At 39.4% G+C, this 13,086-nt stretch carries 13 protein-coding genes; 9 read left to right on the top strand and 4 right to left on the bottom strand.

Features of this window, described 5'->3' with window-relative positions; genetic code table 11:
* The first annotated feature begins 173 nt into the window (after positions 1–173).
* The 6 genes from DUT68_RS14495 to DUT68_RS14470 all read left to right on the top strand — a co-directional run bounded on the left by DUT68_RS14495 (position 174) and on the right by DUT68_RS14470 (position 7,691).
* The gene (locus tag DUT68_RS14495; RefSeq protein ID WP_113638936.1) at positions 174–1,802 is read left to right on the top strand and encodes an acyl-CoA carboxylase subunit beta; all 1,629 of its coding nucleotides are present in this window, start codon (positions 174–176) and stop codon (positions 1,800–1,802) included.
* Between the two features lie 34 nt (positions 1,803–1,836).
* Entirely contained in the window at positions 1,837–2,475 is a 639-nt protein-coding gene (locus tag DUT68_RS14490; RefSeq protein ID WP_113638935.1) for a toxin-antitoxin system YwqK family antitoxin, read from the top strand.
* Between the two features lie 24 nt (positions 2,476–2,499).
* Positions 2,500–3,657 carry a dipeptidase gene (locus DUT68_RS14485; protein WP_113638934.1) on the top strand — a complete coding sequence of 386 codons (1,158 nt, stop codon included), beginning with the start codon at positions 2,500–2,502 and terminating at the stop codon, positions 3,655–3,657.
* Between the two features lie 238 nt (positions 3,658–3,895).
* Positions 3,896–4,852 carry a thioredoxin-disulfide reductase gene (gene trxB / locus DUT68_RS14480; protein WP_113638933.1) on the top strand — a complete coding sequence of 319 codons (957 nt, stop codon included), beginning with the start codon at positions 3,896–3,898 and terminating at the stop codon, positions 4,850–4,852.
* 156 nt (positions 4,853–5,008) lie between these two features.
* Positions 5,009–6,925, top strand: coding sequence for a beta-N-acetylhexosaminidase (locus DUT68_RS14475; RefSeq protein ID WP_113639094.1), 1,917 nt, complete (start codon positions 5,009–5,011; stop codon positions 6,923–6,925).
* Between the two features lie 160 nt (positions 6,926–7,085).
* Complete coding sequence (locus tag DUT68_RS14470; protein WP_113638932.1) at positions 7,086–7,691, top strand: hypothetical protein; 606 nt, start codon at positions 7,086–7,088, stop codon at positions 7,689–7,691.
* A 9-nt stretch (positions 7,692–7,700) separates the two neighbouring features.
* On the opposite strand, the gene DUT68_RS14465 is transcribed toward DUT68_RS14470, so the two are convergent.
* Genes DUT68_RS14465 through DUT68_RS14455 form a run of 3 tightly spaced genes read right to left on the bottom strand, consistent with a single transcriptional unit; the run spans position 7,701 to position 9,361 of the window.
* Positions 7,701–8,240, bottom strand: a complete 540-nt coding sequence (locus DUT68_RS14465; protein WP_113638931.1) for a DUF922 domain-containing protein — start codon at positions 8,238–8,240, stop codon at positions 7,701–7,703.
* A gap of 31 nt (positions 8,241–8,271) precedes the next feature.
* A complete protein-coding gene (locus DUT68_RS14460; RefSeq protein WP_113638930.1) occupies positions 8,272–8,877 on the bottom strand; it encodes a hypothetical protein in 606 nt (201 codons plus the stop codon).
* A complete protein-coding gene (locus DUT68_RS14455; protein ID WP_113638929.1) occupies positions 8,864–9,361 on the bottom strand; it encodes an RNA polymerase sigma factor in 498 nt (165 codons plus the stop codon). The genes DUT68_RS14460 and DUT68_RS14455 overlap by 14 nt, the downstream gene beginning before the upstream one ends.
* A 206-nt stretch (positions 9,362–9,567) precedes the next feature.
* On the opposite strand from DUT68_RS14455, the gene DUT68_RS14450 reads away from it, so the two are divergent.
* The 3 genes from DUT68_RS14450 (at position 9,568) to DUT68_RS14440 (ending at position 12,100) form a co-directional block, all read left to right on the top strand.
* Positions 9,568–10,983, top strand: a complete 1,416-nt coding sequence (locus DUT68_RS14450; protein WP_113638928.1) for a dicarboxylate/amino acid:cation symporter — start codon at positions 9,568–9,570, stop codon at positions 10,981–10,983.
* Between the two features lie 113 nt (positions 10,984–11,096).
* Positions 11,097–11,597, top strand: coding sequence for a hypothetical protein (locus tag DUT68_RS14445; RefSeq protein WP_113638927.1), 501 nt, complete (start codon positions 11,097–11,099; stop codon positions 11,595–11,597).
* Complete coding sequence (locus DUT68_RS14440; RefSeq protein WP_113638926.1) at positions 11,597–12,100, top strand: hypothetical protein; 504 nt, start codon at positions 11,597–11,599, stop codon at positions 12,098–12,100. Before DUT68_RS14445 ends, DUT68_RS14440 begins: the two co-directional genes overlap by 1 nt.
* 212 nt (positions 12,101–12,312) lie before the next feature.
* On the opposite strand, the gene DUT68_RS14435 is transcribed toward DUT68_RS14440, so the two are convergent.
* Positions 12,313–13,086: IS110 family RNA-guided transposase (locus tag DUT68_RS14435; RefSeq protein WP_113638925.1), on the bottom strand; the 774-nt coding region annotated here is incomplete at its 5' end.

Genomic DNA, 13,086 nt, shown 5'->3' with positions numbered 1-13,086 from the left:
TACTACAACGGTTAAAATACTATTTTAGCATAATTGCGTTGAACCTAAATATTACGTCTCTGAATTTATTTCAGAATCTGTTTTTAATTGTTGCTAATAAGCCGACCCTGAAATAAATTCAGGGTGACGATGATGAAAGTGAAGTGCTAAAAACCAAAATATAAATAGCCTATATGGACTTAACATTTAATAAAAACGAAGATTTTAATAAGCAACAGGTTTATGACCTTAAAGTAAGATTAAAAAAAATATACCAAGGGGGAGGGGAGAAAAGTGCAGCTAAACAGAAAGAAAAAGGGAAGTTGTTAGCTAGGGAACGAATTGCTTACTTGCTTGATAAAGACAGCCCCGAAATTGAAGTGGGTGCTTTTGCCGCTGATGGTATGTATGAGGCTGAAGGTGGCTGCCCTAGCGCAGGTGTGGTGGTGAAAATTGGTTATGTAGCTGGCCGACAATGTGTGGTTGTTGCTAATGACGCAACGGTTAAAGCAGGAGCCTGGTTTCCTATGACGGCTAAAAAGAACTTGAGAGCGCAGGAAATTGCCATGGAAAATAGGTTGCCTATTATTTACTTGGTGGATAGTGCCGGTGTTTATTTGCCAATGCAAGATGAAATTTTCCCCGATAAAGAGCACTTTGGTCGGATTTTTAGGAATAACGCCATCATGTCGTCGGAAGGCATTGTTCAAATTGCGGCAATTATGGGATCATGTGTAGCTGGTGGTGCATATTTACCTATTATGAGCGACGAGGCCATGATTGTTGATGGAACAGGATCTGTTTTTTTGGCCGGCTCTTATTTGGTAAAATCAGCCATAGGCGAAGATATTGACAACGAAACTTTGGGTGGAGCTACAACGCACTGCGAAATATCAGGTGTTACAGATTACAAACATCCTAATGATGAAGCTTGTTTAGATAGTATCAGAAATATCATCAGTAAAATGGGCGCTCCACAAAATGCTGGTTTTAATCGGGTAAAATCGGCTTTGCCTAAATTAAATGAGCAGGATATTTACGGTATTTTGCCTGATAACCGCGAAAAGCAGTTTGACATGAGAGAGATTATTTTGCGCTTGCTAGATGATTCGGAATTTGAAGAGTACAAGGAACTTTACGGACAAAGCATTATCTGTGGCTTGGGGCGCATTGATGGTTGGGCGGTTGGTATCGTGGCAAACCAGCGTAAGGTGGTGAAGTCAAAAAAAGGCGAAATGCAGTTTGGCGGAGTAATTTATTCTGATAGTGCTGATAAGGCTACGAGGTTTATCATGAATTGTAACCAGAAGAAAATTCCTTTGGTGTTTTTGCAAGATGTTACTGGGTTCATGGTGGGAAGCAGATCAGAACATGGCGGTATCATTAAAGATGGTGCGAAAATGGTAAATGCTGTTTCTAATTCGGTGGTGCCAAAATTCACCATTGTTGTGGGCAACTCCTACGGTGCAGGCAATTATGCCATGTGCGGCAAAGCATACGATCCTCGCTTGATTTATGCTTGGCCAAGCGCTAAAATTGCAGTAATGGGCGGGCCTCAAGCGGCAAAAGTGCTGTTACAAATACAGGAAGGCGCACTTAAAGGTAAAGGCGAAACGTTAGATGAAGACAAGAAGAATAAGTTGTTAGATGATATCACTGCTAAATATAATGCACAAACTACACCATACTATGCCGCTTCGCGTTTATGGGTAGATGGCGTTATCGACCCACTTGAAACAAGAAAAGTGATTTCAATGGGAATAGCAGCTGCAAATCAAAACCCAATACAAAAGCCCTTTAATGTAGGAGTAATCCAAACTTAGGGTTTAACAGCAAGCACAATTAAAACACACACAAATGAAAATTAACATTAGCACTCCATTTAAATTCTTGCCCATAATAGTGGTAATACTGCTTTGCTCGCCTTGCCTTAAAACATTTGCGCAGCCAAAATCAATTTATTTTGATGGAAACAGAATCACCACCAATGCAGAAAGAGCAACTTCTTACGGTGTTTACGGTAAACTGTCTGGTCAGGATTTATGGGTGTTAAAGCGATACGATTTGTATGATAATTTAATGCTCTCGGGTAGCTACAAGGATGAACAGTTATCAAAACCACACGGTAAGTTCATATTTTATGGCAGCATCGCTGATTATAATTACCAAAACTTTAGCAATTTTAAAAATCCCAAAACTGATAGGTACATTACCCAGCAGGGTGAGTACGTTGATGGTATGGAAGAAGGTCAGTGGACAGATTATTTTCCTGATGGAACGGTAATGGGCTACAGAACTTATGAAAAGGGCAAATTGGAGGGAAAGGTAGAGTTTTTCAATTACCGAGGCAGGCGACTACTACTTGGACATTATAAAGACGGTTTAAAAACTGGCACTTGGTATGATTTGAAGAGAAAAGTGAAAGAGGTTTTTAATAATGATCAGCTGGTAAGCACTGCTAAACTTACCAAAGCAGAAATTGCAGATATAGAATAAACTATCCCTTACCTAAATAATACGATGAAAATCTCCTTCACACTAATTATTTTATCATTGCTTGGCACAAACTTATTGGCTCAGGATGCTGAAAAAATCCACTTTAAGTCAATTGTGGTTGATACTCACGGCGATATATTGTATAACCAAATTCAATCGGGTATTGATATTGGAAAGTTGCAAGCCACCGGTAATTTCGATTTGCCAAGAGCAAAAAAAGGTGGTTTAGATGTGCAGGTGTTTTCAATTTGGTGTGATGAAAAAGGCGGTTTCAACATGGCTAACCGTCAAATAGATTCACTTTATAGTTTAATTAACAGATATCCCGACCGCATTCAATTGGTAACTAACGCTTCGCAATTGACTAATGCCGTTAAGCAACAAAAATTAGCGGCGCTAATTGGCGTAGAGGGTGGTCATATGATAGAAAATGATTTAGGTAAGTTAGAGGCACTGGCTAAAAGAGGCATGATTTACCTCACACTCACTTGGAACAATAGTACGCCTTGGGCAAGTTCGGCAGCGCAGGAAAGCAAAGGTGAAGTTGCCATGCCCGGTTTGAGCGATTTTGGAAAATCGGTAGTGCGTAAACTAAATGAGTTGGGTGTTCTGGTTGATTTATCTCACGTAGGCGAACAAACTTTTTACGATGCCATCCAACTTTCTAGCAAACCTGTGTTGGTTTCTCATAGCTGCGTTTATGGCATTAATCCCGTACCCAGAAATTTAAAAGATGCTCAGATTAAGGCGGTTGGTAAAAACGGCGGTGTTATTTCTATCAATTTTTACAGTGGTTTTTTAGATCCTACTTTTTCAGCAAAACAGCAAAATTTCTTAATTAAACATAAACCTGAGCTAAAAGAGCTGACTGATAAATATGGAAGATCAAAAGCGATTGATACGTTGATTGCTTTACACAAAGAAGAAGCCGATGAAAGTAGGCCTAAAATTGAGCGTATCATCGATCATATTGATTATGTGGTTAAGTTAATAGGTGTGGATCATGTGGGTATCGGTGCTGATTTTGACGGAGCCGAATCTTTTCCGCAAGGTATGGATAGCGTGGCTGACTACCCGAAAATTACAGCAGCACTATTGAAACGAGGTTACAGCGACGCTGATGTGCAGAAAATTATGGGCGGCAATTTTGTGAGGCTGCTTCGAGAAAATAAAGGGCTTTAGTTGGGAAGTAGGAAAGCGTACGGTTGGTTAATTGTTTGGATTGGTTAACTGTTTAATTGTTAGCTGTAAGATTGTGCTTGCAACTAACCCCTAATCCCTAACCTCTAATGCCTAACTCCTAGCAACTAACCCCTGACCCCCTAACCCCTAAAACAAATTATCTCCACAATTTCATCTTTCTCCACAAGTATTGTGCTTTATCCAGTAAAGATTAAATTTGCAACACAAATTACACACAATGTCGCAACAAGAAGAATTAGAACACGTAGAGTGCCTCATAATTGGATCGGGGCCAGCAGGATATACAGCCGCTATTTATGCCGCCAGAGCTGATTTGAAACCTGTTTTATATACCGGTATGGAAATGGGCGGCCAGCTTACCCAAACTACAGATGTAGATAATTTTCCAGGCTATCCAAATGGAATTATGGGGCCTGAAATGATGGAAGATTTCAAAAAACAGGCGGAGCGCTTTGGTACACAAATCCGTTTCGGTTATGTGAGTTCAGTAGATTTTTCATCGCTACCTCATAAAGTTACAGTAGATGAAAGCAAGACAATTTTAGCAGATTCGGTAATTATTGCTACCGGTGCAAAGGCAAAATGGTTGGGCTTACCTAGCGAACAGCAGTACAATGGCTTTGGCGTATCTGCTTGCGCCGTTTGTGATGGTTTCTTCTTTAAAGGGCAAACTGTAGCCATAGTAGGTGCTGGAGATACAGCGGCCGAGGAAGCTACTTACTTAGCTAAACTTTGCAAAAAAGTTTATATGCTAGTTCGCAGAGATGAATTCCGTGCCTCAAAAGCAATGGTTCACCGCGTTTTAAATACAGATAATATTGAAGTGTTGTACAATACACAAACCACCGAAATACTAGGAAACGGCAAAAATGTAACTGGTGTGCAAGTATTTAATCACCAAACTGAGGAAGCAACTACATTAGATATTGATGGCTTTTTCGTTGCTATTGGACATAAACCAAATACGGATATGTTTAAAGGTTGGTTAGATATGGATGATACTGGTTACCTACAAACTATTCCAGGTACTTCAAAAACTAATATAGAGGGCGTTTTTGCTTGTGGTGATGTTCAGGATAGCTATTACAGACAAGCGATTACAGCCGCTGGGTCAGGATGTATGGCAGCGCTTGATGCCGAAAGATATTTGGCTGCAAAGGCCGACGAAAAATAGGCATAGGTAACAACGAAGTTTTAAAACCTTTCCAAAAATGTTTGGAAAGGTTTTTTTATGCTTTAAAAATTTTCGTTTGTCCGCTTAAAAATAGCTATCTTGGTACAGCAACTAAATGATTTTATTTCACTATCAAACCAACAACCATTTGTTTTAATGAGAAAGTTACTTTTTTCCTTTTTAGCTACCATTTTAATTTCAAAAGCAAGCGCACAAACTGATGTAAACATGGGCATTATTCCGGCTCCGGTTTCCATTACAAAAACAGCGGGTAATTTTACTTTGGGCAACAATGTGCTTATTTTAGCAACGCCTAGTGGTCAAGCAGTTGCATCAACTTTAAAACAGTTTTTGGCTACAAAAGGCGTAACTGCAAAATTGGTTTCGGCTAAAACGCCATTAACGGCTAATCAAAAGGCCATCGTTTTACGTAACGATGCAAACCAAAAGTTGCCGAATGAAGGCTATCAAATTTCTATTAAAGCAAACAGGATTATTTTGGATGGTAGAAATGCAGGCTTGTTTTATGCCCTGCAATCATTTATGCAAATGTTTCCTGTAAGTAAAACAAATGCAGCTTACAGCATTCCAAATGTCGAAATTAATGATTATCCACGTTTTAGTTACCGTGGTTTGCATTTAGATGTTGGACGTCATTTCTTTCCGCTTTCGTTCATCAAAAAATACCTTGATGTAATGGCATCTTACAAATTGAATAACTTCCACTGGCATTTAACCGAAGATCAAGGTTGGAGATTAGAAATTAAAAAATATCCTAAGCTAACGGAAGTTGGAGGAAGTAGAAACGGAACTATTATAGGTAACTATCCGGGCAGCGGCGGTACAGATAATGAGGTGTACAAAGGCTACTACACGCAAGAGGAAGCCAAAGAAATTGTCGCTTATGCCGCTGCAAGGTATATTAACGTAATACCTGAAATTGAACTTCCAGGGCATAGTTCGGCAGCTATTGCAGCTTATCCAGAATTAAGTTGCTTTCCTGATAGAGATACGTACGTTGCCGCCAATGCGCCTTGGTCGGGTTCACGTACTGGAAAGCAGGTGCAGCAAACTTGGGGCGTTTTCGATGATATTTTTGTGCCATCTGAAAATACCTTTAATTTTTTGCAGAATGTACTTGACGAAGTGTTAGCTATTTTTCCATCTAAATATATCCACATTGGTGGCGATGAAGCACCAAAGAAATATTGGAAAGAATCGGCTTTTTGCCAACAATTAATTAAAGAAAAAGGATTAAAAGATGAACACGAGTTGCAGAGTTATTTTATCCAACGTATTGAAAAATATTTGAATGGTAAAGGCAGGTCAATTATAGGCTGGGACGAAATTTTGGAAGGTGGATTAGCGCCAAATGCAACGGTAATGAGTTGGAGAGGAGAGAAGGGCGGCATTGAGGCGGCACAGCAAAACCACGATGTACTGATGACACCTAGCACTAACGGTTTGTATTTCGATCATAAACAATCGATAGCTGAAGATGAGCCGCTCACCATTGGCAGAAATGGAAAGGGATTTGCCCACTACAGTAAAGTGTATAACTACGATCCAGTTCCTGCCGTGTTAACTGATGAGCAGAAAAAATATATTAAAGGAGTACAAGCCAATTTGTGGACCGAGTATATTGAAACTCCATCAAAAGCGGAATACATGATATTTCCACGAGTGTATGCCCTTGCTGAAATTGCTTGGACTCCACTGGAAAAAAAGGATTTTAAAAATTTCAGCGAAGAGCGCTTACCACTACATTTAGCAAAACTGGATCAAACCGCTACCAACTTTTGGGTGCCGGTGCCTTTTGGCCAGCCTGATGCCACTGTAAATGGTGAAAACTACGTCGTAGACTTAAAAGTACCTGTAAATGGCGCCAAAATCTATTACACTTTAGACGGTTACCGCCCTTCAGAAAATGCGGCGGAATACACTGCTCCAATTAAAATCAATGTGCCTGCTGGTCAGAAAAAAGTTTTAAAAACCATTGTGATAACGCCTAGCGGCAAGCGAAGTATAGTTAGCCAAAGTATTTTTAGTAACGGCGCAGCCGATGTGAAATAAGATTTAGCATTGCTAAGTGCCTTGCAATAACGCAAAAGTTCCATATTCACTTTGTGCTAGCCGTAGCTGATACGGTCTATTTATTAATTTAATACAGCTCACACTTCTTGGATAAAAAGTTCAAAACACATAAATTGGCGTCACCATAAACTTATAACAAATGATTTTGAAAGACATATTGAAATCTGGCTTTGCCATAGCGGCAATTTGTTTGTTTTTAACTGCCTGCGGTGATACTGAAAAACCTACTCAAACGGTACAGAAACCAACGGAAGTGAAACAGCCTAACCCTTTTCCTTTCTACAAAAGTATCGAGATAAAACCCGGCTACTATTTTGAGGTAGTAAGTTGGGGCAAGGGCGTTGATAGCATCGGTGGCTTTTTGATTTTAATGTCCGACTCACTTAGGAATAATTACAGGTCAGTTGCTGTTGAGCGTACTGGTATCATCACTGATGCGTGGAATATGGATTTGGATAACGATGGCAACCCAGAAATTTACGTACAAACTTTGGTGCGCAAAAACGTAGCAGATTTAAATGTGTACGAATTTGGAGGTGATTTCAATAAAATTAGCTTTCCGGGCATTAGCAGTATGAAAGGCTATAAAGGCGATGATAAGTTTTTCGTGAAAAATGGAGATCTGTTTAGGTCTGTGCCAATCGTACAAACCGACAGCGGCAAAACTACCACCTTAGTCAAAACCTTGAAATATCGTTTATCAGGCAATAGCTTTTCTTCTTCGGAAGTGAAACCTAGTGAGTAGTTAGGAGCATCAAAATTTACTTAGCTCATTTTCAAAGAAGGCATCCCATTTTTTTTGCGCTTCTAAGTCTGAGCCGTGTTTGGTTTCCGCATCGTAACGCTCCTGCATATCGTTGTAAAAATTACTTATTTCCTTTGCTTTGCGTTCCACTAAGCGTTTGTAATTTTGTACGGTATAAGGTTGGTTGCGTAAAACGATTTCACCATTTTTTAATAGTAGAAAATTGATGTAAACATGTCCTTGTTCGTGGTTGAGCAAGGCTTTGCTGGTGGCACGGTCTCTAATTTTCTCTCGTTTAACCCATGATTTATTGGAATCAACACCGCCTAAAAAGCTAAAATCGATTTTTAAGTTATTGCCACGTATGGTTGAGTTGTAGCCATATTGCCAAATAGTGCTGGTAACTGCGGCATATGGCGAACCTGCATCTGCCTGAGCCCTAAAATGCGTATTCCAATCTAATTGTTCAGGAAAAATACGTTCGTGCGGCGCAAAAGCACAAAGTAGCACTACTAGTGAAGCTAAAATTATGTTCTTTAAACGTATCATTTAACGATACAAGAACGAAATTTATGCCAAATTATTCTGTGTCTTTAAACTGTTTGCTTACGCGTTCAAATTTTTCAATTAGCAAAGCAATTCGTTCCTTATCTCTTTTCATTACCGCTTTTCTGATAATGGTAGAGCACAGCACAATCCAGCCGAAGCTAAGTCCTAAAATCAAGCCTTGAAGCCAAGGGGTAAGATTAGTCAAAATCTCCACAAAATACAGCGCCATGCCCATGGAAAGCGACACAGCATAAAACCAATATAGCCTGTTGTATAACTGATGTCTTTGTATTTGATAGAGTTTTAAATTTAATAAGAAGGTGTGGGGATTTTCCGTAAAATCTGTTCGAGAAATTACCCTGTGATTGTTGTATAAAATGATAGTAAAAACTGCGATAGATAATACAATAATGCTGATGCCAAGATGGGTAAAAATAGAATTGAAATCTAAAAATATCCAAACTGCTGCCACAGCAAAAATTGATGAAACCATGCCCAATATATTTAGTAACGACTTGGTACGAATGGCACTTACATCTTTTTTAGCTTGCCTTAACATTTCATCGGCAGATATCTTCACATCAACCGTATGCTTAGCTTTAGCCCATAATGCCTCTATGTGATCAAATTCTTGCATGTTGATTGTAGATTTCAGTTAGTTTTTGTTTGATACGATGAATTTTAACCCTCAAATTTCCTTCACTAATGCCCGAAATTTCGGCGATTTCATTGTAAGGAAGCTCGTCGAGTACCATGGTGATAATTAGCCTGTCGTTTTCTTCTAGTTTAGAGATCGATTTGTAGAGCAGTGCGATTTGTTCGTTTTTTTCTGAATATTCCTCTATCCGGTTTTCAATAATGTTATCGGTAAGCTCATCTTTTGCCTGTCTTTTTTCCGAACGCAGGTAAGTTAGGCAGGTATTTACGGCAATTCGGTAAATCCAAGTAGAAATTAGCGACTTGTTTCTGAACTTATCTAGGTTTTGCCAAACCTTCAAAAATGTTTCTTGCAACAAATCATTGGCCGAATCAGCATCGCCCGTGTAGCCATAACACAGGTTGAATATCTTCTTTGAGTTTTTATCGAAAATTTCCTTAAATAACTGATCTCCTCGGTCCATTTAGCGTTATCGTATGTCTATTAGAACAGCATAACATTAAATTGTTACACCATAAACATCGGCTAAAATAATAAATGTTTGGTGGCTAAGCGCAAATATTTAATTTTGTTGTTCAACTAATAACAATATTGTCTATTTGTTAGCTAGCATTAGGCGATATAAATAACCAAATATGTCCTTCGGGGCAAAACACAAAAACAAACTAAATGAAAAAAAGTAAAATAGGTTTAATTACCCTTATCGCTGTCACTATTGCGCTCATTATTACTTTATTGAAAGAATTTGATGTGGTGCAAATCTCTGATATGGTGATGATGTCGGCGAGATGGATTGTAGCTATTGTATTAGTTTGTTTTGCATTGTCTAAAAAGAGTTTAACCACTTGGATTTTGGTATGTATGCTGCTGGGTGTTTTTGTGGGAGTCGATTTTCCGAATTTTGCAGCTGCGTTACATCCTTTAAGTAAAGGTTTCATCAAGTTGGTAAAAACTATTGTTGGTCCTATACTTTTTGGTACTTTGGTTTACGGTATTGCCGGCCATTCTGACTTAAAACAAGTGGGTAGGATGGCATGGAAGTCGATGTTGTATTTTTTCTGTGCTACTTCTTGTGCTATTTTCATCGGCTTAGCGGTAATCAATATTACACATGCGGGTGTAGGTGTAGATGTACAGCACATGCCTCAGGAGCAGCTTCCGGCGGCTAAGGCAGCAGACACGGAGCTAGAAAGATTACCTGCTAATGTGCATGGCGTATACAAGTTTACCAGTTTCTTCTACGATTTGTTTCCAGAAAATATCGTGAAATCAATGTATGAGAATAAGGTACTGCAAATTGTGGTTTTCTCCGTATTGTTTGGTATTGGCCTTGCTATGGTAGAGGAGAAAAAGCGTAAGCCGATAGTTGATTTTGCCGAAGGATTGTCGGAAGTGATGTTTAAATTCACTAACCTAATCATGTATTTTGCACCTATTGGCGTTGGAGCTGCCATGGCTTTTACGGTAGGCCATTTAGGGGTAGATATTTTAAAGAACCTGTTTATGTTATTGGGTTCATTATACATTGCACTAATTGTTTTCATCATGTTGGTGTTTGTGCCTATCATGCTTTTCCTAAAAATTCCAGTTAAAAAATTTATACAAGCGGTAAAAGAACCGGTGTCCATTGCGTTTGCTACCACAAGTTCTGATGCTGCTTTGCCAAAGGCGATGAGTAACATGGAGAAATTTGGTGTTCCCCGTAAAATCGTATCGTTTGTTATTCCAACTGGTTACAGTTTTAATTTAGATGGCACTTCTTTATACCTTTCGTTAGCTTCTATTTTTGTGGCTCAGGCAGCTGGAATGGATTTGAGTATTGGCCAGCAATTGGCCATTGCATTTACGTTGATGATTACTTCTAAAGGTGTAGCTGCGGTTCCAAGAGCCTCATTAATTGTGCTAATTGCCACTGCCGAGCAGTTTGGCTTACCTGTTTTCATCATTGCTGCTATTTTAGGAATTGATGAGCTAATGGATATGGCTCGTACATCGGTAAATGTAATTGGAAACTGCTTGGCTACCGTAGTTATAGCCAAATGGGAAGGTGAATTTGACGAAAATGCGACTGCTGATGATTTTTAGTTGTTTAGTTTTGTTGCCTAGTAATTAATTAAGGTTGCAACAACTGAGTGATGTAACTTTGAATACAATCGGCAGCCTAAACAATTCTGCCAACTGAAAACGATAACCGAAAAATGAGTTCGAGAGCAAAAAAAATATTTTTAATACTTAGTGTTGTGGTTCCTTTTGTGATTTATAGTGCAGTTTATTATGCGCCAATAATCAGAAATGCGCCATTTCAGGAAAAATATTTTGTATCGCTAGAATACAAGTGGGGTGGTGCAAAGCTTGAGAACAGCTATAATTCTGCTACTGGTGAATTTAAATACTTAGATAAAAATGATTCGCTAGTAAACAAGAATATCAAGCTAAATGATCGTGATATCAAATATCTAGATAGCATTGCTGATGTGCAGGGTTTTTGGAATTTGCCTAGTGTGATAGCCAATAGCGAAGATGATTTGAAAAATGCAAATCAGCTGCGCTACGTTATTAAGTTCAACTATCAAAAAAAATCTAAAGAAGTAACTTATTTTCCAAGTTTTAATGGCAATGAGAAAATGAAGGGCGCCGCCAGTAAAATGCAAAAGGAGATAGAACTTACATTGATTGATAAGGAGGACGAAGCAAAGTAATGACGAGCAAGCAGAAGTTGTATCTAAAATTAGCGGCAGTAGCATTTATTGTTATAGTTGGAGGTTACTATGTTTCTAAGCTACGTAGCGGAGGTAAACGTGCGGCTGCTTTTGTTAGCTTAAATTACCAATGGGGCATGGGCGATACTTTGCAAAATAGCTACGATTCTAAATCGGGGGCATTTGTTTTTCTCGACCAAAGCGATCGTGTAATTAAAGAAAACTTCAAGTTAAGGACTAATAACGTTATTTTTCTCCATAGCAAAATTAACCAAGAAGATTTGTTGAATATTCCGGATACAATAGCCAATAAGGGAGCAAATTTGAAAGATCCGAAAGTATTGCGCTATGAATTTAGGTTTGTTTACGATGACACTACCAAAAATATCATCTATTTAACAAATTACGACCAAGATCCGTTGGTTGCTACAAAAGCAAGTGCGTTGCAAAAAGTAGTGCAGCAAGTTGTTTCCGAGGCGGAAGAGCGATTTGCTAAACGGTAGTGCGGGATTTTTAGGCATTGTGGTCATTCAAACGTAAGACGCAACCCTAATCGATAGCTTTATGGGATCTTTCCCTATTGGCGCTTTGTCATTCTGAGCGCAGCGAAGAATCGATTAATATTTATTAGATGTCTCGTAACCTCGACATGAACTGTGTTTAAATCCAAATAAAAATTAAAATTTGCTAAAATAATATTCTGTTTGATTTAGCATTAGGCAAGTTCTGCTTTATAGGCTTCACCTGATTTAGCTATGGCAAATACCTGCTTAATAAGTTTATTGACCGCTGCTATCAGTGCCACCCGATATGATTTCCCCCTGCTCCTTAATCTTTCGTAAAGATCTTTGCAGGATTTGTTGCAGCGTATGGCCGAGGTAGCGGCCATGTATAGAACTTTTCTTATCTGCCCCATTCCCATTTTGCAGATATGCCCCCTACCTTTCACGCTTGCCCCCGATTCATATATCCTTGGTGCCAGTCCGAAATAGGATATGACCTGCCTATGGTTTTCGAACATGCTAAAGCCATCTGTAGCGGTGATGAGCATAGAGACACTCCTTGGCCCTATGCCCGGTATGCTCCTGATATTGGTAGCCATTTCCGCATAGTCCTGCTTTATCAGTTCTTCTATCTGAAGCTCCATATCCCTAATTCTTTTATCATGGCCTTCCAGTTCCCCCCTTATTTCATCGTTGAGCAGCTTGTCCATTGTGCCCGCAGCCTCAAATGCATGCAACTGGTTGGACAGCATCTGCCTGCGCTGTTTTAGTCCCCCAAGGTAGGTTTCCAGGTTTCGGATGCGCTGGATTGCCTCCTTTGGCGGCTCCCACGGCCTGGGACTGGTCATCTGTGCAAACTCTGCTATAACCAGGGCATCCTTCCTATCCGTTTTTGTCCGGGACATCCGCATCTGTGCAAACCTGCGTACAGCCAGGGGGTTTACTACCGAGACCCTTATGCCTGAACCATGCACAAATCTTGCCAG

Origin of the sequence: Pedobacter zeaxanthinifaciens (assembly GCF_003313335.1) — a bacterium.
Lineage (GTDB): Bacteria > Bacteroidota > Bacteroidia > Sphingobacteriales > Sphingobacteriaceae > Pedobacter > Pedobacter zeaxanthinifaciens.
Note: the sequence above shows the minus strand (reverse complement) of the source record. Positions and strands in the feature narration are given on the sequence as shown.